The following is a 25,006-nucleotide window of genomic DNA, read 5'->3' on the forward strand; positions in this document are numbered from 1 at the left end:
GCCACCGGCCTCGACCTGGATCCGGCGGATGACAGGGGGCCGGGTTACTCCATGATCGCTCAGGACCCGGCTAGGGCAGCCAGCGCCCTGAGACGCCGGGTCTGGGCTGCTCGCTCATTGGACCGCTGCTGCTCGGGCGACGCGGTTTCCGCCTGCCTGAGCAGGGCCTTCATCTCCGGCGCCGTTCCAGGCAACAGACCCAGGACCTGGCCGACTAGCTGGTCGACTTCTGCCGTAAGTGACGAAGCCGGGACCACGCGAGCGGCCAGACCCAGCGCAGGCGCCTCGGTGGCATAGACCCAGCGCGTGGTCAGGCACATCTCCAAGGCGCGGTGATACCCCACCGCCCTCACCAGCGGGGAGGTACCGGTCAGATCAGGAATCAGCCCGTAGGCGGCCTCGCGCATGCAGAACTGCGCGTCTTCGGCGCACACAACGAGATCGCAGGCCAGCGCGAGCTGCAAACCGGCGCCAACCGCGTGACCCTGAACCGCGGCGATCGAGATCGCCGGAGCGTCGGTCAGGAAAGAGAACGCTGTCTGGAAGAACGCGATCGTGGAGTCAATCTCCGCGTCATCGCCGTCCACCAGCGAGAGCAGCGACCCCTCGCCGGGGATTCCCTCAGGAGTGAACATCCGCCGATCCAAGCCCGCCGAGAACGACGGCCCCTCAGCGTCGACGACTACGACGCACACGCCCTCGTCGTGAGCCAGGTCTGCCCCTTCCCCAGCCATCCGGCGCCACATCGCCGGGGTCTGAGCATTGCGCGCCTCTGGACGGGCCAGTCTGACACGCGCGACACTTCCGTCCCGTGCCAGGCGAATCCCGTCGATTACCGGCGCGGACTCAATCACCGCCTTTTGGCTCAGGACTTGCTCTTCCCGTGGGTAGCTCCGCCGCGACCACGCATCGCAACTCCATCGTCCTTGAGCATGCGGTGGATGAAGCCGTACGAACGGCCATTAGCTGACGCTAGCTCGCGGACGCTCGCGCCCCCCTCGTACTTCTTCCTCAAGACTTTGGTCAACTTCTCACGGTCGTCCCCAGTGACTCGCTGGCCTCGCGCGAGTTTCGCCACATCAACCTCCGTTGGTCCTCCGTTGATCCTCCAGTCGGGCGACCGGGGGACTGATGACCAATCATCACCCACACGGTCCAGACGTTGCGCGTCGGGACCCTAACTCAGCGTCAGGCCAGCGCCACTAGGTCCGCGTAATCCGGACCCCAGTGATCCTCGACGCCGTCGGGCAGCAGAAGTACGCGCTGCGGGCTCAACGCATCGACCGCTCCTTCATCGTGCGTAACCAGGACCACCGCGCCCTCGTAGCGATGCAACGCGCCCAGGATCTCCGCCCGACTGGCAGGATCCAGGTTGTTCGTGGGCTCGTCGAGGAGCAGCACATTGGCGCCCGACACGACCAGCATCGCCAGCGCGAGCCTGGTCTTCTCGCCTCCGGATAGCACACCGGCTGGCTTGGCGGCGTCGTCACCTCCGAACAGGAAGGACCCCAGTACGTCGCGGGCTTCCTGGGCACCAAGATCGGCAGCGGATCGCCGAAGGTTATCCAGAACCGTGGCCCGCGGATCCAGTCGCTCGTGTTCCTGCGCGTAGTACCCGATCTGTAGGCCGTGTCCCCTGATGACCTGGCCGGTGTCGGGTTCGTCAACCCCGGCGAGAACCCGCAGCAGCGTCGTCTTGCCAGCTCCGTTCAAGCCCAGCACGACGACTCGGGCGCCGCGATCGACCGCTAGGTCTACATCCGTGAATACTTCCTCCGAGCCGTAGCTGCGGCTCAGACCCTCGGCGGCCAGTGGGACTCGACCGCAATGTACTGGCTTCGGGAGTCGGATGCGGGCCACTCGTTCCTCGCGCCGGACTTCCACAGAATCCATCAACCGGTCCGCGCGCTTCAGCATGACCTGCGCGGCCTTCGCCTTGGTCGCCTTCGCCCGCATCCGCTCAGCCTGATCGCGCAACGCGCTCGCTTGCTTCTGCGAGTTGGCACTCTCGCGCCTACGCCTGCGCTCGTCGGTCTCGCGCTGTTGAAGGTAAGCCCCCCAGCCCATGTTGTAGATATCCAGGTGCGACCTCGTGGCGTCCAGGTGCAGAACGCGGTTGGCTGTCTCACTCAGCAGTCCCGCATCGTGGCTGATCATCAGCACCGAGCCCCGGAACGATGCCAAGAAGGAGCGCAGCCAGGCGATCGAATCCGCATCAAGATGATTGGTCGGTTCATCTAGCAGGAGCGTGTCAGCGCGGGCGAACAGGATGCGCGCCAGCTCCACGCGCCGCCGCTGACCACCTGACAACGCACCCAAGGTCTTTCCAAGTGAGCGCGCGTCTAGCCCCAGGTTGCTCGCGATCGCCCCCGCTTCCGATTCGGCCGCGTGACCGCCGAGCCGGGTGAATTCAGCCTCCGCGTTTGAGTAGCGCCGCATCGCGCGCTCGCGGACTTCGGGCACAGCGCTCGCCATCCTCCCAGCGGAGGCGTCCATGCGGCCGCGCGCATCCGCAAGCCCGCGGGCGGACAAGATGCGCTCCAAAGCGGTTTCCGCGGGGTCACTCTCGCGGGGATCCTGGGCCAGGTAGCCAACTTCGCCAGCGCGACCGACGACGCCGGCGGCTGGCTGAGATTCGCCGGACAGCACGCGCATCAAAGTTGTCTTACCCGCGCCGTTGCGGCCAACCAGACCGACCTTGTCCCCGTCAGTGACCTTGAAGGAAGCGTCCGCGAGCAGCAACCGCGCGCCCGCGCGCAGCTCAATCCCGGTAGCAGTGATCACCTCAGACGTCAGACGTTGAACCCGAGGGCGCGCAGCATCTCGCGGCCCTCGTCAGTGATCTTGTCCGGCGTCCAGGGCGGCATCCACACCCAGTTGATCGCGAACTCCGACACGACATCGTCCAGCGCCGCCCGGGTCTGGTCCTCGATCACGTCTGTCAGGGGGCAGGCGGCGGAGGTCAGGGTCATGTCGATGACCGCCCTGTTCTGCTCGTCGACATGAGCCCCATACACCAGGCCCATGTCCACGACGTTGATACCAAGCTCTGGGTCGACAACATCACGCATCGCTTCGATGACGTCTTCTTCGGTGGCCAGCGTCTGACTGCTCACTCCTGGACCTCCGGTTCTTCTATCGCGGCCCCCGCCTGTGCGAGCGCGTCCTTCAGCGCCATCCAGGGAAGCAGCGCGCACTTGACTCGGGCCGGGTACTGAGCGACACCCTGGAACGCGACCAGATCCCCCAGCTTGGCTTCGTCAGGTTCGCCGCGGCCCTGAGAACGCATCAGGTCAACGAACGCCTCCATGACGCTCATCGCATCGGACACTTTCCGGCCAGAAGTCTCCTCGTACATCACCGAAGCGGCTGCCTGTGAGATCGAGCAGCCCTCGCCCTCGTAGGACACGTCCTGGATTAGCGGATCCTCGCCCGGGACCACGGCCACGCGAAGCGTGATCTCGTCGCCGCATGTGGGGTTGACGTGACTGACCTCGGCGTCGAACGGGTCGCGCAGGCCGCGGCCCTGGGGATTGCGGTAGTGATCAAGGATCACGTCCTGGTACATCGACTCGAGGCCCATCATGCCCCCCCGAAGAAGCGTTGGGCCGCGATCACTCCGGCCAGCAACTCATCAACATCGGCCTCGTCGTTGTAGACGTGGAACGTGGCCCGCACGGTCGCCGGCACCCCGTAGCGGCGGCAGGTCGGCCAAGCGCAATGGTGACCCACGCGCACCGCCACTCCCCTGTCGTCCAGGATCTGGCCCAGATCGTGAGCATGGATGCCTTCAGCTACGAAGGAAACCGCTCCGCCCCGATCAACCGTGCTGGTCGGGCCGATCACGCGCACACCGGGGATGTCGGCCAGGCCCGCCAGGGTCCGTTCGACGAGCCGCAGTTCGTGCTGCCTGACCGAGTCCATCCCGAGGCGCTCCAGGTACTCGGCGCCAGCGGCGAGGCCGACTGCCTGCGAAACCATCGGAACTCCGGCCTCGAACCGCTGCGGCGGATCGGCGAAGGTGCTGCGTTCCATTGTCACGGTCTGGATCATGGAGCCACCGGTGATGAACGGGGGCATGGAGTGCAGCAGCTCGCGGCGGCCCCAAAGGCACCCAATTCCCGTCGGTCCGAGCATCTTGTGACCGCTCCAGGCCGCGAAATCGACCCCGAGCCGCGGGAGCGCCACGGGCATGTGGGGCACTGACTGGCAGGCATCAAGGACGGTAAGCGCCCCCACCTCGCGCGCTCGGCGCACGAGAGGTTCGACAGGGTTCAGCGTTCCGAGCAGGTTGGACTGGTGGACGAAAGCCAGCACGCGGGTCCGCTCGGTGACGACGGAGTCCAGGTCATCCAGCTCCAGTCGGCCTTCGTCGGTTAGCCCGATCCAGCGCAAGAGCGCGCCGGTCTTGGCGCACAGCTCCTGCCAGGGCACCAGGTTCGCGTGGTGCTCCATCTCCGTGACGACGATCTCGTCGCCCTCAGCCAGAACGAACATCTCAGCGCCAGTGGGCAGAGGCGCTTCGCGCGCAGCCAGCAGAGTCGCGTTGAGGAATGAGTAGGCCACGAGGTTCAGTGCCTCCGTGGCGTTCTTGGTGAAGGCGATGTCATCAGGTTGTGCACGCACGAACCCGGCGATCACGCTGCGCGCGCGTTCGTACTCGGCTGTCGCTTCCTCGGCGAGTTGATGAGCGCCGCGATGGACGGCGGCGTTGCTGGTCTCTATGAACCGCCGTTCGGCGTCCAGGACCTGTCGGGGCTTCTGAGCCGTGGCGCCCGAATCCAAGTAGACAAGCCGGTTGCCCGTACGCATCTTGCGGTCAAGGATCGGGAAATCCGATCTGATCTCGTCGACGTCCCACCAGCGCATCAGGTGCCTGCCGTGCTGAGGTCTTCGTATCCTTGCGCTTCGATCACAGCGGCCAGCTCGGGGCCGCCTTCCAGAGTGATCCGTCCGTCCCGCATCACATGGACGAAGTCGGGTCGCACGTACTGAAGGATCCGCGTGAAGTGCGTGATGAGCACGAATCCGGTCTTGCCCGCCTCGCGCACGCGATTGATCCCTGCCGAAACGGTCCTGAGGGCGTCCACGTCGAGCCCGGAGTCGGTCTCATCCAGAATCGCGATGGTAGGCCGCAGCAGTTCCATCTGCAGGATCTCAGCGCGCTTGCGCTCTCCTCCAGAGAACCCCTCGTTGACGTTCCGCTCGGCGAACGACGGGTCCATCGACAGATCCGCCATCGCGGCCCGCATCTCCTTGAGCCACAGCCGAAGCTTCGGGGGCTCACCTCGGATCGCGGTCGCGGATGTGCGCAGGAAATTGGACATCGAAACGCCCGGCACTTCCACCGGGTACTGCATCGCCAGGAACAAGCCGGCCCGGGCGCGTTCGTCGACTGTGAGGCCCAGGACGTTCTGGCCGTCGAGCACGAGCTCGCCTGAGGTCACCCGGTACTTCGGATGACCGGCCACGGCGTAGGCGAGTGTCGACTTCCCGGAGCCGTTCGGCCCCATGATCGCGTGCGTCTCCCCTGAACGGACAGTTAGATTCACGCCCTTCAGGATCTGACGGGATTCCTGGTCCGCGTCCACTTCGACGTGAAGATCCCGGATCTCCAATGTGGTCATAGGTCCTCCAGGTAGTGCCGGTTGCCGGGACGGGGTGCGATACGCGGGCTCATGGCGACTCCCCCATCCCGTCCAGGACTGATAGTCGTTTGTCGATGGCATCCGAGAGCGCGCTGACGACCGGGCCAACTCCGATCCGGCGGATGATTCCCCCCAGGAATCCACGCACCACCAACCGCCGCGCCTCAGCAGGCGGAATCCCCCTCGACCTCAGGTAGAACAGCTGCTCGTCATCGAATCTTCCTGTCGCCGATGCGTGACCGGCGCCAAGGATCTGCCCGGTTTCAATCTCGAGGTTCGGGACCGAGTCGGCTCGCGCGCCGCGGGTGAGAATCAGGTTCCGGTTGAGTTCGTATGCGCGCGTACCCCTCGCGCCAGGTCGAATCAAAACGTCGCCCACCCAAACCGAATGGGCCTTGTCACCGGCGAGGGCGCCCTTGTAGGCGACGTCGCTGCGGCAGTCCGGCTCGCCGTGATCGATGAACAAGCGATGTTCCTGGTGCTGCCCGGCCGATGTGAAGAATGCACCGAGCAACTCCGCGTCACCGCCGGGGCCGTCGAATGACACCTCGGTGGAGTGCCGGACGAGATCCCCGCCGATCGTGACGGCAACCCCCCGAAGCTGTGTATCGCGCCCCAGGATCGCGCGCACGCGTCCGGCGAAAACTCCCTTGGGAGCCATGTCCTGCACGGTCGTAACGGTGGCTTGGGCTCCCTCGGCGAGCCGAACGGTGATGTCACCGGCATACGCGCCCGATCCCGTGTGGCGCACGACGACGCGCACCCGAGCCCCGGCTCCGACGGCTACGAGGACTTGGCCGAACGAAGTGCCACCCGACCCGCCGACAGCATCTAGAACCACCGACTCGTCAAGCCTGGCCCCGTCGGGGATCCGCACGACCGCAGCCGTCTCGAACAACCGCGCGATGTTCGCCGAAATCCGGTCCGTTGGCGCTGCCATCTCGCGCAACCGCTCATCGCCACGCTCAAGGACGCTGAACTCAGCCGCGCCCGGAGCCTGAGCCGCGTAGCTGACGCCGACGTTTTCGGTCGGCTCGGCGTGCAGACCCCTCATCCTGCGCAGAGGACTGAACCGCCAAGCTTCCTCGTGACCAGTGGGCTCATCGAATGGGCCCGGATCAGCGGTCGCTAGCGCTGGAAGGGTGGCGGCCATCATCCAACCGTCCCTTCCATCTGCAGCTCGATGAGCCGGTTGAGCTCCAGCGCGTACTCCATCGGCAACTCGCGGGCGATGGGTTCGATGAAGCCACGCACGATCATCGCCATAGCTTCGTCCTCGCGGATGCCGCGGGAGCGCAGGTAGAAGAGTTGGTCTTCGCTCACTTTGCTGACCGTGGCTTCGTGCCCCATGGACACGTCGTCGGTGCGGACCACGTTGTAGGGGTAGGTATCAGACCGGCTGACATCGTCGACTAGCAGCGCGTCGCAGCGGACCGTGCTCGCTGAGCCGTGGGCGTTCGGCTGCATCTGAACCAGTCCGCGGTAGGAAGAGCGGCCGCCACCGCGAGCAACCGACTTGGACACGACAGAGGACGACGTGTTCGGCGCCGCGTGGATCATCTTTGATCCCGCGTCCTGGTGTTGGCCCGGCCCGGCGAAGGCGATGGACAACGTCTCGCCTCTGGCGTGCTCCCCGGTGAGCCACACGGCTGGGTACTTCATGGTCACTTTCGACCCGAGGTTGCCGTCGACCCACTCCATCGTGGCGCCCCGCTGAGCGATCGCGCGCTTGGTCACGAGGTTGTAGACGTTCGTCGACCAGTTCTGGATCGTCGTGTAGCGGCAGCGCGCGCCGTCCTTGACAATGATCTCCACGACGGCGGAGTGCAGAGAATCTGTGCTGTAGATCGGCGCCGTACAACCTTCCACGTAGTGCACGAACGCGCCTTCATCGACGATGATCAGAGTCCGCTCGAACTGCCCCATGTTCTCGGTGTTGATGCGGAAGTACGCCTGCAGAGGGATCTCCACGCGAACGCCCTTGGGGACGTAGACGAATGAACCGCCTGACCACACTGCCGTGTTCAGCGCGGCGAACTTGTTGTCCCCGGCCGGAATCACGGACGTGAAGTACTGCTTGAACACGTCCTCGTGTTCCCGCAACCCGGTGTCGGTGTCGAGGAAGATCACTCCCTGTTCCTGGAGGTCTTCGCGGATCTTGTGATAGACGACTTCGGAGTTGTGGACGACCAGGCCTTCGGCCACGAAGTTGTGCGGACCGTCAACCTCGATGTCGAAAACCGGCTCGACTCCGAACGGCTCGATGGCGGTGACCCTGGTGAACCCAAGGTCCTCGCTTCCCTGATCTGGAGTCGCGACCAGATCCCCGACCTTGAGTGACTCAACCGTTCGCCACTTGAGCCGCTGATCCGCTGACTCGCCGGGACCATCGATCTCGCGCACCAGCATCGGATGGTTCGCCGTGGCCCGGATCGCCCGGACCCCGGCGGTCACTTTGAAAGTCTGCCGATCGCCGGTCCACTGCGAAGCCCGGACGGGAGCGACGATGAACCGGCCGCTCCGCTCGTCGAATGTGTAAACCCCGTCTCCAAGACCGACATCCTGGATGGGGACCAGGCCGCGGCTGGCGGTCCAGACTCGGGACTCGCCAGCCAGACATTCGTACTGAGCGGCAACTCCAGCCACGAGTCGCTGTTTCTCCGCCTCAGGGATCCCGAGTCGGTCGTAGGTGTTCTTGATGTCTGCGGGGAGGTCTTCCCAAGTGGCGGCCTGCTTCTCGGTGGACCGCACGAAGTACTTGATCGAATCGAAGTTGATGCCTGACAGGTCCGCGCCCCACGTGGGCAGAGGCTTCTTCTCGAACAGCCGCAGTCCCTTCAGGCGGAGCTGCAGCATCCAATCCGGTTCGTTCTTCTTCGCGCTGATGTCCCGGACCACGTCTTCGTCCAGGCCGCGCCGGGCGCCCGACCCGGCCTCGTCGGAGTCGCTCCAGCCGTACTCGTAGGCAGCGGGGCCCGCGAGGTCGTCGGGGGAAGTTGTCATGTCGGCACGTTCTCTCGTCGGGCCTGGGCCGGAACATCTCTGGCCGGGACCTCACTTACCAGCGTCGTGCACACACCATCCCCGCGGGCGATCGTCGCCAAGCGCGTCACGTGAGCCCCGAGCAGTCGGCTGAGCGCTTCGGTCTCCTCCCGGCACAGCTCCGGGAACTCCTCGGACACGTGAAGGATCGGGCAATTGTGCTGGCAGATCTGGATTCCCGGACCCGTGCCGGGGGCCAGAGACGCGGCGAAACCATCCCTGGTCATCGCGGCAGCGAGTATTTCGACGCGCTCGTTCGTCGATGCCCCGGCAGCTACTTCCGCTGAGTACCTGTCCTGGAGGGCCTTGGCACGGGCCTTGGCGAACTGGGAGATCCCTGATTCGCCTTGACCCTCAGCCAGGAACCTCAGCAGATCCAGAGCCAGATCCTGGTAGCCCTGATCGAAGGCATCCCGACCGTATTCGGTGATCGAGTAGATGCGTGGAGGTCGGCCACGGCCGCGATCCGGAGTCCGGCCGAAAGCTGGACGCGATCCGGCGACGACCAGTCCGTCCTCGCATAGGGAGTCGAGGTGCTTGCGGACTCCCGTCGGCGTCATTCGCAGGCGGCCCGACAGATCGAAGGCGGTCCCAGGTCCCGTGACGAGAAGTGAACGCGCGACGCGCTGTCTCGCCTCGGACTGGATTTTCACAACCCCATTGTTGCCTTATTCCGCGCGTTCGCCAATCCCCGGCGAGTGTGACGTAGATGACCGCTATCGGATCTGGCCGCCAGGGCGTCGCGCCTGGAGGATACTTACGAATGCGGGCTTCTCCGCGCAACGCGATCACGAGCATCGGAGGACAGACCAAGTGCCCCTCGATTCACTTCCCAATGCTCGAGATCTCGGGGGTCGTCCCGGGGCCGAGGGTAGGACTATCCGCGAGGGGCTCGTCTACCGTTCGGCCGCGTTGTCCGAGGGGCGCTATCTGGAGCCACTGACCCACCTGGGGATTCGCCGGGTCTTCGACCTGCGGACCGCGGGCGAGCGGAACTCACGGCCCGACGTCCTGCCCGAAGCGGCACGCTTGATCGTAGCTGATGTTCTCAGCGATGACCCGGCGTCCGGTCCGGCGTCACTGGGCAAGATCGCCCAACATGCGATGACGGGCGACGATGGCACCGACGTCGACACCGAAGCGCTTCGCGAGACCTTCAGGACCGGATACAGGTCGTTTGTTTCGATGGGCAGCGCCCGCCGGGCCTCCCGGGAGTTCCTGTCAGCGGTGGCCGATCCATACGAACCGGCGATCCTCGTCCACTGCACAGCTGGCAAGGACCGCACGGGCTGGCTGGCGGCGCTACTGCTTCTCACACTCGGCACGCCCTGGGAGGACGTGCTGGCCGACTACGAGGCGTCAGCCGAACCCGTCTGGAGCCTGTTCGAGCCGTTTCAGGACACGTTTCTGGAGCACGGCGGAAACCTGGACGCCATCAAGGTCGCCCTTGGAGTCTTCCCGGAGTATCTGGAGGCATCCCGGGATCAGATGTTGACCGAGTTCGGATCCATAGACGCTTACTTGACCTCCGGGCTGGGTCTTCCGGCGGACTTCCGGACTCGCCTGGCCGCCCGCATGCTGACGGGCTGACTACGTTCTGTCGACGCGCATCCTTGGACCGTAGGCGACCAACCTGCCAAGTGCGCTGAGTTGCGCTAGCCTCGCGCGATGCCCTTGTACACTCCACGGGCCGCCGCATCACCGGCACCCATCGCCCGTCGTCGCGATGTGCTTTTCGCGTCCGCGGGAGCGGTCATGGAGTGGTACGACTTCATGCTGTTCGCGTACCTGGCCCCTGTCTTCGCGAAGGTGTTCTTCCCGGGCTCAGCCGGTCCAACGGCGCTGCTCGAGACCCTGGCGATATTCGCGGCGGGTTTCCTCATGGGGCCAGTGGGGAGCTTCTACTTCGGCAGCAAGGGTGACCGCAAAGGGCGGAAATGGGTTCTGACCGTCACTGTAGGAATGATGATCTTCCCAATGATGGCTACCTCGATGCTGCCGGGATACGCGACAATAGGGATCGCCGCTCCAATTCTGCTCTTGATAATGCGCCTCATACAGGGGTTCGCGGTAGGTGGCCAGTACGGCGGAGTGATGGTTGTGATGATCGAATCCGCCTCGGCCGGCCGACGTGGACGAGTCGCCAGCTACGCGACCATGACATCCGGCGTGGGTGTATTGCTCGCCGCCTGCGTGGCCGCCTCCCTCACATATTTGAGCACGCCAGCCGGATTGGAGTCATGGGCGTGGAGGATCGCGTACGTCTTCGGCACGATACTCACGATCATTGTCTTCATCCTGCGGACCAAGATGTCAGAGACCGAGTCATTCTCGGCGATGAGGCGGTCCGGCACGCTGTCACCCGCCCCGATTCGAGACACCTTCAGATTCCAGTGGCGAACGCTGGTCAAGACGGTAGCTATCTCTGGCTACGCGAATGTTGTGTACTACATGATCGCCTCGTACATACCAACGTATCTGACAGTCGTGTACGGGTTTCAGTCGACTAAGTCACTGGTCATCGTGTCGATATTCTCCGCCATATTCGCGATCTCGGCGCCGCTCTGGGGAAGCCTCACTGATCGCGTGGGTCGCAAGCGTCCGCTAGCCATAAGCGTTGGTTTCATCATTCTGATATCCGTACCCTGCTTCGCGGCCTTCAGTACTGGTTCATCCGGCTGGACCTACCTCTCGGTCATCGCATTGTCTCTTCCTTTGATGGCCATATGGGGGTCCTACGGCGCCTTAGGGCCTGAGATGTTCCCGGCGAAATTCAGAAGCACAGGCACCACCATCAGCTACAACATAGGGAACTCGGTCTTCGGCGGCACCGTGCCGTTCGCGGCCACCGCACTCATCGCCATTACTGGTTGGAACTGGTCACCAGCCCTGATACTGCTGGTTGGATCACTCCTGATGATTCCTGTGTTGCGCCACACGCGAGAAACCGCGTTTTGCGATCTGGCCGCGCTGGATGCCAGTGCTCCCGCTAACAAGCCAGGCCCCTCTGAGATGACAGCGGAGCCACGGGCTTGACTGAAGCGCCCCAACCCCAACCAGACCCCACCATCACCGAGGAGCCGGTCTGAGCGCGACCCTGGGGAACCGGCTGCGTCGTCACCCCCCGCTGGCCAGAGCGTCGACCGGATCAGCCCTCGCCGCCCGCGCAGCAGGCAGGACTCCCGCCAGGATCCCAAGCGAAGTGGTCCCCGCGATGACTCCAACGATCAGCCAGATGGGGAACGAGATGTAGTTGCCCTCCGCGAGGCCTTGGCCAGACAGCTCAGCGTTCAAAGCCGCGTTGCCAAGTAGCCGCACGACCATCGCGAAACCGAGCCCAATTACGCCTCCCCAGAAGCCGATCATGCCCGCTTCAAGCGTGAACAGTGTCAGAACTGTGCGTCGGCTGGCACCGGTAGCGCGCATGACGCCAATCTCACGCCGACGCTCGTAAGTCGCCATGATCATTGTGTTGACGATCCCTATGGTGGCGACAAGAAGTGAGACCGCTCCGATGCCCCCCAGGATCGACCCGACGATCGTCAGGACAGTGGTGATGGCGCTGAGCATGTCCTGGGCGGTCTGCGTGAAGACCCCCATCTCCTGGATCTCTGAAGCCACACCAGCCACGTTGGCAACCGAGTCAACGTTGACCCCTATGACGCTGTAGCCCTCACGCGCTATGGAATTCTCCCCAACGAAAGTGCACTGTTTCTCGCCGGACTCGTCGAAGTCGTTCGGGTCCTGACCCTTCCGCGGTTCCTCGAACTTGCAGAAGTACCGCGTCATGAGGGCGGTTCCCCACTCCAGGCTCACGAAGCTCTCGGAGCCATCGCCAGGCCCGCCCCCGGCGATGCCGACTACGGTGGCCGTGACCTCGACGACCTGATTCTCGTCGTAGTCGACCGGCTCGCCCGACTTGGTTGGAGGCGGACGAGTCCCGAGTGGCTCACCGGGCTTGCCCTTCAGGATCACCTTCTGCCCAATGAGCTCCCGCGGGTTGGCACCCAAGCCGAAGCTCTCGGCGTAGCCAGAGCTGAGAACTATGGCCCGCATCTCGCCCGGCTTGACGAAGCGACCTATCGCAACGGGCATGGTGCCCGCCGCGTTCGCTTCAATCGCGGTGATGTTCTCGATCGCGTACTGCTTGCCGTCCCCGTCCTTCAGGCGAATCGACTGGATCGGGTAGACGCGCAAAGCCGGGCTCACGGCCGTCACGTGAGGCAGCGCCGCGATTCGCGCGGCGAGCTTCGGGGTCAGGCGAACGGCCTCCTGTCCCTGCTGCCCGGGAGGGATGGCCTGCGGGCCCCCGCCTCCGGGCCCTTCGTTCATTCGTGACTCGTTCGAGACGATGATCCGCGTCAGCGCTCCCGAGGCCTCGAGTTGCTGTTCGAAGACGGTGCGCACGGTGATGATCGCGGCCAGGACCGATATCACGGCCACGGATCCGATCACCACAGCCAGGACAGTCAGCCCTGTGCGCAGCTTGTGCTGAACGAGGCTGGCGTTGACCATGCGGATGTAGTCGAGGAACTTCATGCCGAGACCCGGCCGTCCTGGATGTGAAGCGTCCTGCTAGCTCGCGCCGCTACGTTCGAGTCGTGAGTGATGACGAGCAGAGTCACACCCTGGTTGTTCAGCTCGACGAAGAGGTCCATGATCTCGGCACCCCGCTTGCTGTCCAGGTTGCCCGTCGGTTCGTCCGCGATCACTAGGCGCGGGTTGTTGACGAGAGCTCGAGCGATCGCGACGCGCTGCCTTTGCCCGCTCGACAGCTGGTTGGGCCTGTGGCGCAGTCGGTCCCCCATACCCAGCTTCTCCAGCGCAGCGCGCGCCCGCCGCGTTCGCTCTCGCGCGTTGACCTTCGCGAACACGAGAGGGAGCATCACGTTCCGCTCAGCCGTCTGGCGCGTGTGAAGGTTGAAGTTCTGGAAGACGAACCCCACATGCTGATTCCGGTAATGCGACATCTCGGCGTCTCCGCATCGCGACAGGTCACGGCCCTCAACGACGACACGTCCCGAGGTCGGCCGGTCCAGTCCGCCGATCACGTTAGCCAGCGTGGTCTTGCCGCTTCCCGATGGACCCATGATGGCCACGAAATCACCGTCGTCGATCGACAGGTTCACATGCGACAGTGCCTCAATCCTCTCGTCGCCCAGGCGGTAGGCCCTGGTGACGTCCTCAAGTTGGATCACCGGGCCTCCAGCGGATCCCCCAGCGACCAGTTGGCCACCTCCGGCATGTCCTCTAGATGCTCGATGACGTACTCGTCATGGCGCCTCAGTTGCGACTGGCACCACTCGCGCAGCGCATGAGCGCCGTCGACCGTCCTGCCAGCGCTGCGCAGAGCGTTCATCACCAAGTGGTACCGGCTCATTCCATTGCGCACGACCATGTCGAATGGGGTAGTCGTCGAGCCCTGCTCCTTGAATCCGCGCACATGGAACCGGTCGGCATCGGGGCGTCCGTGGACGATCTCATGGATCGCTCCCGGGTATCCGTGGAAGGCGAAGACAACATCAACTGAGTCCGTGAACAGCTCGTCGAAGTACAGATCATCCATCCCATGCGGATGATCACTGCGTCGGTGCAGAGTCATCAGATCTACGACGTTGACCACGCGCACACGCATCTCCGGTAGGCGCAGCTTGAGGATCTCGGCCGCGGCGACCGTCTCCATCGTCGGGACGTCGCCTGCGCAGGCCAGGATGATGTCGGGGTCGGCCGAGCCGTCGTCCGTGCCTGCCCACTCCCAAGCCGATGCGCCCCGTTCACAGTGTTCAACCGCCTCATCCATCGACAAGTACTGCAACTGCGGTTGCTTGTCGATCACGATCAGGTTCAGGTAGTCGACACTGCGGAAGCAGTGGTCAGCGACGCTGAGCAGACAGTTCGCGTCTGGAGGCAGGTAGACGCGCGCCACCTCGCCGCGATTGGTAATCACGTTCTGGATCAAGCCAGGACCCTGATGGCTGAAACCGTTGTGGTCGTTACGCCAGCACGTGCTCGTCAACAGGATGTTCAGGCTGGGGACGGGCTTGCGCCACTTCAGCGCCGACCCTTCTTCGAGCCACTTCGCGTGCTGGATCGTCATCGAGGCACTGACCATGGCGAATGCTTCGTAGGTGGCGAACAGGCCTTGGCGCCCAGTCAGCGTGTAGGCCTCCAGCCAACCTTGGCAGTTGTGCTCGCTGAGGACCTCCATCACACGGCCCTGCGGGCTCAGCTTCTCGTCGTCGGGGATCACCTTCTCCATCCAAGCCCGGTCGCTGACCTCGAAGACGGCGCCGATCCTGTTGGAGTTCGTCTCGTCTGGGCAGAAGACTCGGAATCCGGTCGGATTGGCCGTATAGATGTCGCGCATGAACTCACCCAGTCGGCGCGTGCTTTCGACTCGCTCGACCGCTGGACCGTCCAGCGCCACCTGATAGTCGCCGAAGTCCGGAAGTGAGAGTGGATGCAGTTCGGCGCCACCGTTGGTGTGCGGGCTGGCGGTCATCCGCAAGTCACCAACCGGGTTCGCCGACAAAACCAAATCGCCTGGGCCGCCGGTGTCATCGAACAGGAACTCCGGGTCGTAGGACTCCATCCACTCCCGAAGGATCCGAAGATGTTCAGGGTTGCCCTTGACGCCTGACAGCGGGACCTGGTGGGAGCGCCAGGAGTCAACTACCCGCACGCCATCCACCTCCTCCGGGCCAGTCCATCCCTTCGGGCTTCGCAAGACGATCATCGGCCACCGGGGCAGGCCCGAGAAGCCCGTCTCCCGGGCGCTTCGCTGAATCTGAAGGATCTTGTCATGGGCCTCCTGAAGAGTCCTGGCGAAGCGATGATGCATGCCGGGCAAGTCGCCGCCTGACACCTCGAGAACCTCGTAGCCATGGCCCTCGAGCATTTTGCGCAGAACCTCGGGGTCCTTGCGCGCGGAGACCGTCGGGCTCGCGATCTTGTACCCGTTCAAGTGCAGGACCGGCAACACTGCACCGTCATGAACCGGGTTCAGGAATGAGATCCCCTTCCAGGAGCCCTCCAGCGGACCAGTCTCGGCCTCGCCATCGCCAACGACCGCCAGGCAGAGCAGGTCAGGGTTGTCGAAGGCCGCACCGAAGGCGTGGACGAGGACGTAGCCCAACTCACCGCCCTCGTGGATCGACCCCGGCGTGGTCACACTGACGTGGCTCGGAATCCCGCCCGGTGCGCTGAACCGACGAAAGAGCGTCTTCATTCCGTCCGCGTCCTGAGGAGTGTCGGGGTAAGCGTCGGTCCAGGTGCCCTCGAGCCAGGACGCCGCGGTCAAAGCCGGACCCCCGTGCCCGGGTCCGGCGAAGTAGACGGTCTGCTGGCCGCGCTCCCTGATAAGTCGTGACATGTGCGCGTAGATGAACGACAGTCCTGGGGAAGTCCCCCAATGGCCAAGTAGACGGGGCTTGATGTTCTCGCTCGTGAGCGGGCGCCGAAGAAGGACGTTCTCCTGAAGGTAGATCTGCCCAACCGTCAGGTACTTGTTCGCCCTCCACCAGGCGTCGATCTTGGCCAACTCCTGATCGTCCAGGAATACGTCGCTCACAGCTCTCCCTGTCGTACGTCCGCCTCCACTCCTGGCTCACAGTCTCGCCAAGCTCGCGGTGCTTCGCCAGTCGCAGCAGTCCGCGCGCATCCGGATAGGCTGCCAACCATCTGGTCCGCGCGGGCCAGGACCATCAGGAGGGACTCGCAGGTGACCGACCAGAGGCTGAACTGGACCGACATGGACGACCTGGCGGTGGATACAGCGCGAGTCCTGGCGATGGATTCCGTCCAGAAGGCGGGAAACGGCCATCCGGGAACAGCGATGAGCCTGGCCCCAGCCGCGTACCTGTTGTTCCAGAAGTACATGCGCCATGACCCAGCCGACCCGGGGTGGATCGGACGCGACAGGTTCGTTCTGTCCTGCGGTCATTCGAGCCTGACCTTGTACACACAGCTGTTCTTCTCCGGCTACGGCCTTGAGCTGGAGGACCTTGAGTCGTTCCGCAAGTGGGGAAGCCTCACGCCAGGCCACCCCGAGTACGGCCATACCGTCGGCGTGGAAACGACTACCGGCCCTCTGGGGCAGGGGCTTGCGACCGCAGTCGGCATGGCGATGGGCGCCCGCTACGAGCGAGGTCTGTTCGATCCGGACGCCGCCCCGGGCGAGAGCCCGTTCGACCATAACGTCTGGGTCCTGTGCAGTGATGGGGACCTAGAGGAGGGCATCACGTCGGAAGCGTCGTCCCTGGCGGGAACCCAGCAACTGGGGAACCTGACTGTTATCTGGGACGACAACCACATCTCGATCGAGGACGACACGGCCATTGCCTTCAACGAAGACGTACTGGAGCGCTACCGCGCCTACGGCTGGCACACCGAGTCCGTCGAGATGTCACCCGACGGAAGCGTCGACACAGCGGGACTCGCCAGAGCCCTCGACGCAGCGGTGGCGGAGACGGGACGGCCATCGTTCATCCGCCTGCGAACAGTGATCGGTTGGCCCGCGCCGAATCTTCGGAACTCCTACAAGGCCCATGGTTCGGCACTGGGAGCAGCTGAAGTGGCGGCGACTAAGCACATCTTGGGGTGGGACCCTCACCTGGCCTTCCACATCCCCGCCGGAGTCCTGGAACACGTTCGCCAGGTGAAGCATCGCGGGGGGGTCGCGCACACTGAGTGGAACGAACGCCTGGATCTGTGGCGCGCCACCAACCCGGACCGCTCAGCGCTACTTGACCGGATCCAGTCCGGCGACCTGCCGACGATCGAAATGCCTACGTTCGAACCCGGCGCATCGATAGCGACACGCAAGGCGTCGGGATTAGTCATCCAGGCGATCGCCGCGGCCCTGCCGGAGTTCGTAGGCGGCTCGGCGGATCTGGCTGAAAGCAACCTGACGACGATCCAGGGTGCGCCTTCATTCCTGCCCGACAGCATCCAGATCAAGTCCGACTCACCTTTCGCCGGACCACATTCGCCCTATGGCCGCGTCTTGCACTTCGGGATTCGCGAGCATGCCATGGGCGCGGCAGTCAACGGCATGGCCCTGTCGGGCTTGCTGCGCCCGTTCGCGGGCACTTTCCTGATCTTCAGCGACTACATGCGCGGCGCCGTTCGCCTGTCGGCGCTCATGCGGGTACCTGTCGTCTACGTCTGGACCCATGACTCAGTGGGGCTCGGCGAGGACGGGCCGACGCATCAGCCGATCGAGCATCTGTGGTCCCTGCGGGCAATGCCCGGCCTGTCTATCGTGCGCCCCGCTGACGCCACTGAAACGGCTGCCGCCTGGCAGGCTGTGCTCCGCCGCCGCGAGCCCGCAGGACTCGCACTGACCCGGCAAGGCGTGCCGACGTTGGCGAGCTCCGACGCCACCTTCGAGGGAGTGGATCGGGGAGGCTACGTCCTTGCGGAAGCAGACGGTGGCGAGGCCCAGGTCCTGCTCCTGGCAACCGGGTCGGAAGTGCACGTGGCTCTGCGGGCCAGGCAGACCCTTCAATCCGACGGCATCCCGACCCGAGTCGTGTCGATGCCGTGTCTTGAGTGGTTCGACGAGCAGGACGCTGAATACCGCGAGTCAGTCCTGCCAACGGGTGTGCGGGCCCGTGTCTCCGTCGAGGCCGGCGCGACGCAGGGCTGGTGGAAGTACGTCGGGGACCACGGCCGGGTGATTGGTATCGACCACTTCGGCGCTTCGGCGGACGGTGCGACCCTGTTCCGCGAGTTCGGAGTTACCGCCGAGGCAGTCGTGGCAGCCGCGTCTGCCTCCCTGGCCTCTGTCGGCAGCTAGGGCCGCGCGCATGTCAAGGTGGGCATTCATGCCGCCCGGTGAGTAGCCTCGCGGCGAGAAGTCGATCGATCTCGGCCTGGTGCCGGGAAGGAGACACCGATGTCGGAGCGCCTGCGTACCCTGGCCGATGCCGGAGTGTCCATCTGGCTAGACGATCTGGACCGTGACCGGCTGCGCTCCGGCGGACTGGCGGACCTGGTTGCCAACAGCTTCGTAACCGGAGTCACCACGAATCCGTCGATCTTCAACATCGCTCTGGCCAGGGAGGCTGGCGCCTACGAGGATCAGTTGCGCGACCTCGCCATCCGTCGGGTCAGCCGAGGCGAGGCAGTTCGTGCCCTCACAGGTGCGGACGTGCGGTCCGCCTGCGACGTGCTCCGGCCCGTTTGGGAAGCCACGAACGGCATCGACGGACGGGTGTCCATCGAAGTCGACCCGCGCCTGGCCCGTAAGACATCCGAGACGGTCGCGGAAGCGCGCGCGCTGTGGTGGGCAGTTGACCGACCCAACACGCTGATCAAGATCCCGGGCACAGTCGAGGGTCTGCCAGCGATATCCGCAGCCCTCGGCGAGGGCATCAGCGTGAACGTGACATTGATCTTCTCCCCCAAGCGCTATGTCGACGTAATGGACGCTTGGCTGACGGGTCTGGAAAGCGCGCAAGCCGCGGGTAGTGACTTGTCAACCATCGAATCAGTCGCGTCGTTCTTCGTCAGCCGTGTTGACACCGCTGTCGACACGCGCCTCAAAGCGATCGGCACGGACACCGCCGCTGGACTGCTGGGCAAGGCCGCCATCGCCAACGCCAGGCTTGCCTATGCCGAGTTCTCCAAGGTGATGGCCAGCCAGCGGTGGCTGGCTCTGGCCGCTGCGGGCGCGAGGCCCCAGCGGCCGTTGTGGGCGTCCACCGGGGTCAAGGACCCCGCCTACGACGACACGCGCTATGTCGTCGAGCTCGTCACCGCCGGCACCGTGAACACGATGCCGGAGAAGACGATGCGGGCGGTCGCCGATCATGGTGTCGTCCATGGCGACACAATCCAGCCGTACCTGGACGACGCGTCCCAGGTGTTCGAAGCCCTGGCGGGAGTCGGGATTGACATGGACGAGGTGTTCACCGAGTTGGAGGACGAAGGGGTCGACAAGTTCATCGTCGCCTGGAACGACCTGCTCGACTCGCTGGAATCGGTCCTGGAGTCCCGGTCGTCGACATGAACCAACGGGCCACCAACCCACTGCGGGACCCACGCGACCGGCGGCTGCCGAGGATCGCCGGACCATGCGGGATGGTGATCTTCGGGGTTTCCGGGGACCTGTCCACCAAGAAGGTCATGCCGGCGATCTACGACCTCGCGAACCGCGGGCTCCTGCCCCCGAACTTCGCTCTAGTCGGCTTCGCCAGAAGGGACTGGACACATGAAGGTTTCGCGCAGATAGTGCACAACGCCGTGCAGGAACATTCGCGGACTCCATTCCGCGAGGAGGTGTGGGCCCAGATCGCCGAGGGCATCCGTTTCGTCGCAGGGGATTTGTCGGACGCCACGGCATTCGTCCAGCTCCGCGACACGCTAGCCGAGCTGGACAGCATCCGAGGAACCGGTGGCAATCACGCGTTCTACCTGTCGATCCCGCCCAAACTCTTCTCTGTAGTCGTGAAGCAGCTGGAGACGTGTGGCTTGAGCACGCCGTCGGGTTCGGCTTGGCGCAGGGTCGTCATCGAGAAGCCCTTCGGCCATGACCTTAGGTCAGCGCAGGAGTTGGACAAGATAGTCGATGAGGTATTCCCCTCATCGTCCGTGTTCAGAATCGATCACTACTTGGGCAAAGAGACGGTGCAGAACTTGCTGGCCGTCCGCTTCGCCAACAACATGTTCGAACCTATCTGGAACAACAACTACGTCGATCACGTGCAGATCACCATGGCCGAGGACATCGGGATCGGCAGCCGGGCCGGCTACTTCGACGGAATAGGTGCCGCACGCGACGTCATCCAGAATCACTTGATCCAGTTGCTGGCCCTGACGGCCATGGAGGAGCCGGTCAACCTCGCGGCGGAATCCGTGCGCCACGAGAAGGAGAAGATCCTGCAGGCCACTTCGCGGCCAAGGAACATCACTAGGCACACCGCGCGCGGTCAGTACGCGGCCGGCTGGCAAGGCGGCGTTCCAGTCCGCGGCTACCTGGAGGAGCCCGGGATCCCGCCGGACTCCACAACAGACACGTTCGCGGCGATACGGCTGGACATCAACACCAGGCGATGGGCCGGCGTTCCGTTCTACTTGAGGACGGGCAAACGGCTTGGTCGGCGAGTCACCGAGATCGCGGTCGTATTCAAGGCGGCGCCGCACTTGCCTTTCGCGCGGGCGGCCACCGATGGGCTGTCGCAGAACGCCATCGTGTTTCGGATCCAGCCCGACGAAGGCGTGACAGTGCGCTTCGGGTCCAAAGTGCCGGCGACGATGGAAATCCGCGATGTGACCATGGACTTCCAGTACGGGGAGTCGTTCACCCAGTCCTCCCCCGAGGCGTACGAACGCTTGATCCTGGATGTGCTGCTCGGCGACGAACCACTTTTCCCGCGCCGCGAGGAGGTCGAGATGTCCTGGAGGATTCTGGACCCCATCCTGGAGCACTGGGCTAGCAGCGGAGCGCCGGACCAGTACACGTCCGGAGGCTGGGGCCCGAATTCGTCGCACGAGATGCTCGCCAACGATGGTCGCGCCTGGAGGCGGCCATGATCCGACTGGAGAACACGACCAGCCACGCGGTGGCCTCTGCGATCGCTCGGGAACGCCACCGCATGGGGTCTCCGGCGACTGGGATGGTGCTCACCCTCATCGTCATCGCCGATGAGGAGACTCAGGCCGCCGCATCAGACGCGGCCGCCTTCGCGGCACAGGAGCATCCCATGCGCATCCTCGTCGTGATCCCCCGACCGGGACGAAACGCGCCGCGCCTGGATGCCGAGGTAAGAGTCGGAGGCGACGAAGGCCCTGGGGAAGTGGCCAAACTGCGTCTACGGGGGCAGCTCGCCGAACACGGCGGATTCGTCATCATCCCACTGCTGCTGTCTGACACCCCGGTCGTTGCCTGGTGGCCGCACCTCGCCCCGGAAGTGCCCGCATCCGACCTGATCGGGCAGCATGCGCAGCGCAGGATCACGACGTCACCAGCATCGTCCAGGCAGGTCGCCGCTCTGACGTCGTGCGCGACCGGCTACACGCCCGGAGACACGGACCTGGCCTGGACCCAGATCACGAGCTGGCGCTCACTGCTGGCTGCCGCCCTGGACCAACCTCACGGATCGATCACCGGAGTCGAGGTCACGGCCAGGAGCTCCCACGCGGCAAGTCACCTCCTGGCCTCCTGGCTGTGCTGTCGGCTGAAGGCGCCGACGTCCATGATCTCCAGTAAGAATCCGGGGATATCGGGCGTGCGCTTGCTAACCACTGCCGGCGACATCGTACTGTCACGGCCCGACAGAGGCGCCGCTACGCTAACCCGGCCTGGGCTGCCGCCAGCCAAGATCGCGCTCTTGCGTCCGAACGTGGGAGACCTGCTGGCTGAAGAGCTTCGTCGGCTCGACCCGGACGACGTGTACGGCGAGACGCTCAAGTCGCTCCACAAGGTCGGCAGTGGGCGCCTGGACCGCGCGGGGAAGGACTCGTGACCCAAGTCGAGGTCATCGTCCACCCGGATGCCGACTCCTTGGCCGCAGCTGTCGCAGCGAGGTTGATCACGAAGGTGATTGATGCCCAGGCAGCCCGTGAGTCCGCGTCGGTCGTGCTCACAGGTGGCGGCATGGGCACGCGGTCGCAGTCCGCTGTGCTGGCGTGTCCAGCGTCCGCCGCTGTCGACTGGAGCGCTGTCGACTTCTTCTGGGGCGACGAGCGATTCCTGCCATCAGGTCACCCGGACCGCAACCAGACCCAGGCTCAGGAGGCGTTTCTGTCGCCCATAGGCGCCATGGCCGATCGGATCCACGCGATGCCTGCCAGCGACGGCCGCTGGGGCGATGACGTCGAAGCAGCGGCGGCCGGGCATGCTGAGGAGTTGGCGATCCTGGCAGGCGTCGGCGCAAGAGTGCCGCGATTCGATGTGCTGATGCTGGGAGTCGGACCTGACGCCCACGTCGCGTCGCTCTTCCCGGGGTTCCCGCAGACACGCGTCACGTCAGCGACCGTGGTTCCGGTCACGGGCTCGCCCAAGCCGCCGCCAGTGCGGATCAGTTACTCGTTCCCGGCGATAGCGGCCGCCGAGGAGGTTTGGCTTGTCGCGGCCGGCGCCGAGAAGGCAGCCGCGCTAGCTGAGGCGCTCGCGCCCGGCGCGGACCCGACACGCTTCCCCGCGGCAGGTGCCAGGGGACGGCGACGGATCCTCGCGTTGATAGACCGATCAGCGGCTACGGGACTTGCTCACTGACTGCGGCGGCTGCCAGATGCGATGGTCTGCGAATACGGGCTCCGTCTAGAACTCGCCGGAACGTAAGTCGCCCAGAGCCTCACTTAGGATCGCGTCGGCCTCTGAGTCTGTGCGGCGTTCCTTGACGTACGCCAAATGCGTCTTGTAAGGCTCGATCCGCGGCGGGGCCGGAGGGGCCTCCTGGTCCCGCCCAGCGGGGCAGCCGCAGCGCGGACAATCCCATTGCTGCGGAATGTTCGCGCCGCGCAGGAAGCTCGGTGTCGTGACGTGACCGTGAGCGCAGTAGAACGAGATGATCACTTTGGGAGCCGCGTCACCCCGCTCCGCTTCCCCCATCGGGCCCGCGCCAACTCGGCTGCCCCGTATCGCGTGACCACCTGCCATGTGCGCGACTCCTTCCAAGAAGCTGTGCCCGCCGGACAACCCGACGGCACTGGAGCCTACGGCGAAGACCAGCTAATCCTAGGCACGGCGCGCCGGACTTCAGATGCGTTTCCGGCACTTCGGCGAAGACGCGCTCAGTCAGCCAGCGCTGACTTGCAGGCCAAGCCCGATGATGCACGCGGCCCAGACGATTCCGACGATGATCGTGATCTTGTCCAGGTTCTTCTCAGCGATGGACGAGCCGCCCAGACTGCTGCTGATTCCGCCACCGAACATGTCCGACAAGCCGCCGCCCTTGCCCTTGTGCAAGAGCACCAGGGCGATCAGCAGCAAGCTGCTTATCACAAGAAACACCTGCAGAACAATCGTCACAGCTGATCTCCTCGTCGGCCCGGCGAACACACAGAGGCTACCCGACCATGGACGGATGACAGTCCGTGCCCACTCGCAGAAGTCCTGGGCGTGGCCCGCCGCGCGACTATGTAGTGAGCGGTCGCAGGATCGCGTGCTCGGTTCGGAACGTCTCAACACACCCACACGGCCACCGGTAGCCGCCACAACAACCGCAGCCGGGCACTGAGCGGCAGCGCACCGGCCGAGACTACTTCTTCATCCAGGCCTTGGTGTCCTTGCCCGCCGGGCCGGCTTGCCGACCGGCTTCACAGCTGACGACGCCGACGAGAACGCCCCCACCCCAGCGGAATTGATGGCCGCGACACGGAAGGTGTGCGAAGTCCCGTTCGACAAACCGGTGACCACCCGCGACCTAGCCGTGGAGCCTGTGTTGTTGACGACAGTCGACCAGGAACCCGACCCAGCCCTGCGCTGGATCCGATACCCCGTCACAGCCCTACCGCCAATAGACGCCGGAGCCGTCCAAGACACACTCGCCCTACCATCACCGGCCACACCCCGCACCGACCTCGCCGGCCCAGTGTTGACCGCCAGGCTGGCTGAGGATGATGCCGTCACGGTGGGCTGATCTTTCAGCGACGCGAGGGCCGCGTCAGACCTCGTCATGCCGCTGATCATGTGCGTCGTCATAGTGAGGATGTAGCGAAGGATGGGCGACGGCCCCTCCGTTTGTCTTAACGGACACGGAAGGGCCGTCTTGGTGCATAGGTTCGCGGGCATTCCTAGTTGATGCACCGAGGGTGTTTCGCGGGCACTATTCGTGATGCACGCCGGGGACATGACTTGTGTGTTGACCGCCAGGCTGGCTAAGGATGATGCCGTCACGGTGGGCTGGTCTTTCAGCGATGCGATGGCCGCATGGGACCCCGTCATGTAGTTGTTCATGTGCGTCGTCATAGTGAGGATGTAGCGAAGGATGGGCGACGGCCCCTCCGTTTGTCTTAACGGACACGGAAGGGCCGTCGTCTTGATGCATAGGAGTGCACCCGATGATGACAGTAGGGCTAGACGCCCCGGCAGTCGAACGCGACCTGTATTCGGGGTTGTTGGGCTGCCCTGTGGGCGGCTGCGGGGGCTGCGCCCGGTTCCTCCGGTGCCCGCGCCCGCTTCCTCCGGGGCCGCGCCCGGCGGCTTCAAGCCTCACGCCGGGGGTCCCCCAACGAAGTGGGGGACTGGTCTCGACCCCCGGAGGAACCCGTCCCGCGCCCCCGCGTGGCTAGGGCGGGGGTCTTCGCCATCGGTGTCGCGGTGTCGGGGTGACGGTCCACCACGGCTGGGATGGATCGCCTGCGGGGGG

The 25,006-nt window shown here is 64.7% G+C and carries 22 protein-coding genes and 3 pseudogenes; 8 read left to right on the top strand and 17 right to left on the bottom strand.

What is annotated here, in order from left to right; translation table 11 throughout:
* Positions 1-59: 59 nt before the first annotated feature.
* From Q8P38_03925 to Q8P38_03980, 12 genes and pseudogenes are all read right to left on the bottom strand, one after another.
* Complete coding sequence (locus Q8P38_03925; GenBank protein ID MDP4013756.1) at positions 60-854, bottom strand: enoyl-CoA hydratase/isomerase family protein; 795 nt, start codon at positions 852-854, stop codon at positions 60-62.
* 11 nt (positions 855-865) lie between these two features.
* Positions 866-1,078 carry a helix-turn-helix domain-containing protein gene (locus Q8P38_03930; protein ID MDP4013757.1) on the bottom strand — a complete coding sequence of 71 codons (213 nt, stop codon included), beginning with the start codon at positions 1,076-1,078 and terminating at the stop codon, positions 866-868.
* Positions 1,079-1,188: 110 nt separating this feature from the next.
* Positions 1,189-2,784, bottom strand: coding sequence for an ABC-F family ATP-binding cassette domain-containing protein (locus Q8P38_03935; protein ID MDP4013758.1), 1,596 nt, complete (start codon positions 2,782-2,784; stop codon positions 1,189-1,191).
* An 8-nt stretch (positions 2,785-2,792) separates the two neighbouring features.
* The gene (locus Q8P38_03940; protein MDP4013759.1) at positions 2,793-3,116 is read right to left on the bottom strand and encodes a metal-sulfur cluster assembly factor; all 324 of its coding nucleotides are present in this window, start codon (positions 3,114-3,116) and stop codon (positions 2,793-2,795) included.
* Positions 3,113-3,586, bottom strand: a complete 474-nt coding sequence (locus Q8P38_03945) for an SUF system NifU family Fe-S cluster assembly protein (GenBank protein ID MDP4013760.1) — start codon at positions 3,584-3,586, stop codon at positions 3,113-3,115. The genes Q8P38_03940 and Q8P38_03945 overlap by 4 nt, the downstream gene beginning before the upstream one ends.
* Complete coding sequence (locus Q8P38_03950; GenBank protein MDP4013761.1) at positions 3,583-4,869, bottom strand: cysteine desulfurase; 1,287 nt, start codon at positions 4,867-4,869, stop codon at positions 3,583-3,585. Before Q8P38_03950 ends, Q8P38_03945 begins: the two co-directional genes overlap by 4 nt.
* Positions 4,869-5,627, bottom strand: a complete 759-nt coding sequence (sufC, locus tag Q8P38_03955; protein ID MDP4013762.1) for a Fe-S cluster assembly ATPase SufC — start codon at positions 5,625-5,627, stop codon at positions 4,869-4,871. Before sufC ends, Q8P38_03950 begins: the two co-directional genes overlap by 1 nt.
* 49 nt (positions 5,628-5,676) lie before the next feature.
* On the bottom strand, positions 5,677-6,804 hold the full coding sequence (gene sufD, locus Q8P38_03960) for a Fe-S cluster assembly protein SufD (protein MDP4013763.1): 1,128 nt from the start codon (positions 6,802-6,804) through the stop codon (positions 5,677-5,679).
* A pseudogene (sufB, locus tag Q8P38_03965) lies at positions 6,801-7,826 on the bottom strand (Fe-S cluster assembly protein SufB). The gene sufD and the pseudogene sufB overlap by 4 nt, the downstream one beginning before the upstream one ends.
* A 4-nt stretch (positions 7,827-7,830) precedes the next feature.
* Positions 7,831-8,057, bottom strand: a pseudogene (locus Q8P38_03970) (hypothetical protein).
* 213 nt (positions 8,058-8,270) lie between these two features.
* A pseudogene (locus tag Q8P38_03975) lies at positions 8,271-8,651 on the bottom strand (Fe-S cluster assembly protein SufB).
* Positions 8,648-9,343, bottom strand: a complete 696-nt coding sequence (locus Q8P38_03980; protein MDP4013764.1) for a transcriptional regulator — start codon at positions 9,341-9,343, stop codon at positions 8,648-8,650. Before Q8P38_03980 ends, Q8P38_03975 begins: the two are co-directional and overlap by 4 nt.
* Positions 9,344-9,503: 160 nt before the next feature.
* On the opposite strand from Q8P38_03980, the gene Q8P38_03985 reads away from it, so the two are divergent.
* Together Q8P38_03985 and Q8P38_03990 are read left to right on the top strand one after the other, a co-directional pair.
* On the top strand, positions 9,504-10,280 hold the full coding sequence (locus Q8P38_03985; protein ID MDP4013765.1) for a tyrosine-protein phosphatase: 777 nt from the start codon (positions 9,504-9,506) through the stop codon (positions 10,278-10,280).
* 78 nt (positions 10,281-10,358) lie between these two features.
* Positions 10,359-11,726, top strand: a complete 1,368-nt coding sequence (locus Q8P38_03990) for an MFS transporter (GenBank protein ID MDP4013766.1) — start codon at positions 10,359-10,361, stop codon at positions 11,724-11,726.
* A gap of 81 nt (positions 11,727-11,807) precedes the next feature.
* On the opposite strand, the gene Q8P38_03995 is transcribed toward Q8P38_03990, so the two are convergent.
* From Q8P38_03995 to Q8P38_04005, 3 genes are read right to left on the bottom strand one after another with little or no spacing between them, the layout of a single operon-like run.
* Positions 11,808-13,229 (bottom strand): ABC transporter permease, encoded by a 1,422-nt coding sequence (locus Q8P38_03995; GenBank protein ID MDP4013767.1) that lies wholly within the window; start codon positions 13,227-13,229, stop codon positions 11,808-11,810.
* On the bottom strand, positions 13,226-13,888 hold the full coding sequence (locus Q8P38_04000) for an ABC transporter ATP-binding protein (GenBank protein ID MDP4013768.1): 663 nt from the start codon (positions 13,886-13,888) through the stop codon (positions 13,226-13,228). The genes Q8P38_03995 and Q8P38_04000 overlap by 4 nt, the downstream gene beginning before the upstream one ends.
* Positions 13,885-16,260 carry a phosphoketolase family protein gene (locus Q8P38_04005; protein MDP4013769.1) on the bottom strand — a complete coding sequence of 792 codons (2,376 nt, stop codon included), beginning with the start codon at positions 16,258-16,260 and terminating at the stop codon, positions 13,885-13,887. The genes Q8P38_04000 and Q8P38_04005 overlap by 4 nt, the downstream gene beginning before the upstream one ends.
* 150 nt (positions 16,261-16,410) lie before the next feature.
* Here Q8P38_04005 and tkt point away from each other — a divergent pair, with 150 nt between their 5' ends.
* The 5 genes from tkt to pgl all read left to right on the top strand — a co-directional run bounded on the left by tkt (position 16,411) and on the right by pgl (position 22,911).
* Positions 16,411-18,489 carry a transketolase gene (gene tkt / locus Q8P38_04010; GenBank protein ID MDP4013770.1) on the top strand — a complete coding sequence of 693 codons (2,079 nt, stop codon included), beginning with the start codon at positions 16,411-16,413 and terminating at the stop codon, positions 18,487-18,489.
* A 99-nt stretch (positions 18,490-18,588) separates the two neighbouring features.
* Positions 18,589-19,704 (top strand): transaldolase, encoded by a 1,116-nt coding sequence (gene tal / locus Q8P38_04015; GenBank protein MDP4013771.1) that lies wholly within the window; start codon positions 18,589-18,591, stop codon positions 19,702-19,704.
* The gene (zwf, locus tag Q8P38_04020) at positions 19,701-21,227 is read left to right on the top strand and encodes a glucose-6-phosphate dehydrogenase (protein ID MDP4013772.1); all 1,527 of its coding nucleotides are present in this window, start codon (positions 19,701-19,703) and stop codon (positions 21,225-21,227) included. Before tal ends, zwf begins: the two co-directional genes overlap by 4 nt.
* Entirely contained in the window at positions 21,224-22,159 is a 936-nt protein-coding gene (locus Q8P38_04025; GenBank protein ID MDP4013773.1) for a glucose-6-phosphate dehydrogenase assembly protein OpcA, read from the top strand. Before zwf ends, Q8P38_04025 begins: the two co-directional genes overlap by 4 nt.
* Complete coding sequence (gene pgl, locus Q8P38_04030) at positions 22,156-22,911, top strand: 6-phosphogluconolactonase (GenBank protein MDP4013774.1); 756 nt, start codon at positions 22,156-22,158, stop codon at positions 22,909-22,911. The genes Q8P38_04025 and pgl overlap by 4 nt, the downstream gene beginning before the upstream one ends.
* A 45-nt stretch (positions 22,912-22,956) precedes the next feature.
* On the opposite strand, the gene Q8P38_04035 is transcribed toward pgl, so the two are convergent.
* Both Q8P38_04035 and secG read right to left on the bottom strand, forming a co-directional pair.
* Entirely contained in the window at positions 22,957-23,295 is a 339-nt protein-coding gene (locus Q8P38_04035) for an RNA polymerase-binding protein RbpA (GenBank protein MDP4013775.1), read from the bottom strand.
* 138 nt (positions 23,296-23,433) lie between these two features.
* Positions 23,434-23,667, bottom strand: coding sequence for a preprotein translocase subunit SecG (gene secG, locus Q8P38_04040; protein ID MDP4013776.1), 234 nt, complete (start codon positions 23,665-23,667; stop codon positions 23,434-23,436).
* Positions 23,668-24,001: 334 nt separating this feature from the next.
* Here secG and Q8P38_04045 point away from each other — a divergent pair, with 334 nt between their 5' ends.
* Positions 24,002-24,277 (top strand): hypothetical protein, encoded by a 276-nt coding sequence (locus Q8P38_04045; protein ID MDP4013777.1) that lies wholly within the window; start codon positions 24,002-24,004, stop codon positions 24,275-24,277.
* Positions 24,278-25,006 lie beyond the last annotated feature (729 nt).

The sequence above is a fragment of the Candidatus Nanopelagicales bacterium genome (genome assembly GCA_030700225.1).
Lineage (GTDB): Bacteria > Actinomycetota > Actinomycetes > S36-B12.

Excerpts from the sequence above, each read along its gene's own strand:
- Q8P38_03945 (MDP4013760.1), bottom strand. The coding sequence starts at position 3,586 with ATGATGGGCCTCGAGTCGATGTACCAGGACGTGATCCTTGATCACTAC.
- sufD (MDP4013763.1), bottom strand. The coding sequence starts at position 6,804 with ATGATGGCCGCCACCCTTCCAGCGCTAGCGACCGCTGATCCGGGCCCA.
- zwf (MDP4013772.1), top strand. The coding sequence starts at position 19,701 with ATGAACCAACGGGCCACCAACCCACTGCGGGACCCACGCGACCGGCGG.
- tal (MDP4013771.1), top strand. The coding sequence starts at position 18,589 with ATGTCGGAGCGCCTGCGTACCCTGGCCGATGCCGGAGTGTCCATCTGG.
- Q8P38_03950 (MDP4013761.1), bottom strand. The coding sequence starts at position 4,869 with ATGCGCTGGTGGGACGTCGACGAGATCAGATCGGATTTCCCGATCCTT.
- Q8P38_03995 (MDP4013767.1), bottom strand. The coding sequence starts at position 13,229 with ATGAAGTTCCTCGACTACATCCGCATGGTCAACGCCAGCCTCGTTCAG.
- Q8P38_04045 (MDP4013777.1), top strand. The coding sequence starts at position 24,002 with ATGGCCGCGACACGGAAGGTGTGCGAAGTCCCGTTCGACAAACCGGTG.
- Q8P38_03990 (MDP4013766.1), top strand. The coding sequence starts at position 10,359 with ATGCCCTTGTACACTCCACGGGCCGCCGCATCACCGGCACCCATCGCC.
- Q8P38_04035 (MDP4013775.1), bottom strand. The coding sequence starts at position 23,295 with ATGGCAGGTGGTCACGCGATACGGGGCAGCCGAGTTGGCGCGGGCCCG.
- Q8P38_04025 (MDP4013773.1), top strand. The coding sequence starts at position 21,224 with ATGATCCGACTGGAGAACACGACCAGCCACGCGGTGGCCTCTGCGATC.
- sufC (MDP4013762.1), bottom strand. The coding sequence starts at position 5,627 with ATGACCACATTGGAGATCCGGGATCTTCACGTCGAAGTGGACGCGGAC.